The 1,914-nt window shown below is 35.2% G+C and carries 1 protein-coding gene; it reads right to left on the bottom strand.

Annotation, left to right across the window (positions count from 1 at the left end):
- On the bottom strand, positions 1 to 1,468 hold a 1,468-nt coding region (locus D1831_RS14150), incomplete at its 3' end, for a sigma factor-like helix-turn-helix DNA-binding protein (protein ID WP_318531888.1).
- Between the last annotated feature and the right edge of the window lie 446 nt (positions 1,469 to 1,914).

The raw sequence follows: 1,914 nt of genomic DNA, 5'->3' as shown, positions 1-1,914 counted from the left end.
CATCAATACTATGATGATCAAATTGCGTTAAAATTTTTAAATAAAATTGATCTTTACTTTGCGCATTATGCTGAACCGCTCCAACGTAAACCTGTGACTGTCGAACAATTGTATTCAAACGATTAAAGTGTTGATAACCAATTTGTTTTAACAAATTTGCCAATTCAGCACCAGCGAGAATACCAATTTCCTGCATCAAAGCCTGATTCTGTTCAAAGAAATAATCAATTCCATAAATACCATCAGATACTTCAAACAAAGCGTTTAATTCATCAATGTAGTCCATGACATCATCTAAATCAAACTCATAATACCGAAAGTAACCGTTCGTCCGTTGAATGATATGTTGAGATCTTTCGACTTGGGATACTAATGCATGCTTCGAAAGCTTAGGAGCCGCAAGGTTATGATTCGTATAAAATGGATTCAATTGTTCCAGTAAAGCTTCGTAGTTGAATAAACCGCGATCATTAAAAAGAATTTCATCAATGACATTACTTGCAGCTAGTTCAACAATTTGATTGTTATGGTTAACGAATTTATGCTGTTGATCTAGCTGTTCAGTTAAATCTTCCGGAGCAACCTTTTTCATGGCCAATAAATACTGGTCTAATGACTTTAATTCTTTGCTCCGTTTATACTTTAATTGACAATACTCAAATACTTCCCGGGTTCCGTGCGTATAATTTAAAAACTCGTCCAACTGAACATCGTACTCAGATATCAATTTTTTATATTTTTCAACATCGTTGAATTGTGGTAATCTTTCTACCATTTTTACAACAATTTGACGAACCCGTTCACGTGTGATTCCCACGCTCTCGCCAATTTCTTGTAAAGTTTTTCCGGACAACCTGGCCGTCAAGATATTTTTTTGATTGAAATCCATCTTTAAAAATTCCATCAACGTTTGAGGTAACTGCTTATTTTCCATTCCCAACCACTTCATTAAGCGCATTTCTTCAGCTTCACGTTGTTGCTTTACTTGCAAAGCTGTACTCAGATCTTCTTGTGGTAGAAACAGCAGCTCCCGCTCCAACAATTCTATATTGGAATCTTTCCAATTCTGATAACGGGTAATTATCTCAGCGTTGCGCTTTGGTGTTTTTTTCCAGAGGGTCGGTAATTTCCCTTGATTCTTAATTCTGCCAATCAGTTCAGTAACCGTTGTAATATCTTGTCGTAATAAAGCATTGATTAATTTAGTATCTGCATCCACTAATCCTAAAAACCAAACTGAATCAATAATTTCCAACTGATTCGGAAGTTGTGACCACCGTTCTTGAGCACGTACTAGCTCATTTACAGCCCGTAAACTTTTATGTCCAACAATTTGTCCCCATAGTAGTGGAATGTTTTGATCATTAATTAGTTCATAAAAATGATAAACTCCCGTATCAAGTTTTTCACTGGTCGTTAACCGAACACCTAGTCCCGCTAACGCGTAATCCATAATTGGGTTCTTCATAAATACACCTTTTTACCCTTCCTTTGCACTCATAAATTAATAAGAATCACTGCTGCTTGATTTTTCCATGTCTAAACACGTCTTTAATAGTTATTATAGCTTCAATTTGCTCCCAAAAATAGATCTCGCCATGAGAATCAAAGAATCAAAAAAATCACCCAATTTCTATCCAGAAACTGGGTGACTGATGATTAACAATCTTAAAACATTAACTATTCAATATTGCTGCTTACAACCACATTCACGGTTGTCTTTTTCGCCTCCACCAGTGCACATCTCGCGATGATCTTGGCGTACAATGAAGCGTTCAAAACATAATAAAGGATAATGTTTTCGCTAATATGAATTCCATCGAAATGATCAATTAAAAAAATATTTTTAACGCTTTTTGTAGCCTAATAACTTGTCTTATACATTTTCAACCAACTTAAATTCGATTAATTCAT

Origin of the sequence: Lactiplantibacillus garii (genome assembly GCF_003885105.1) — a bacterium.
Classification (GTDB): domain Bacteria; phylum Bacillota; class Bacilli; order Lactobacillales; family Lactobacillaceae; genus Lactiplantibacillus; species Lactiplantibacillus garii.
The sequence above is the reverse complement of the archived record's forward strand: the minus strand, read 5'-3'. Positions and strand labels throughout refer to the sequence as shown.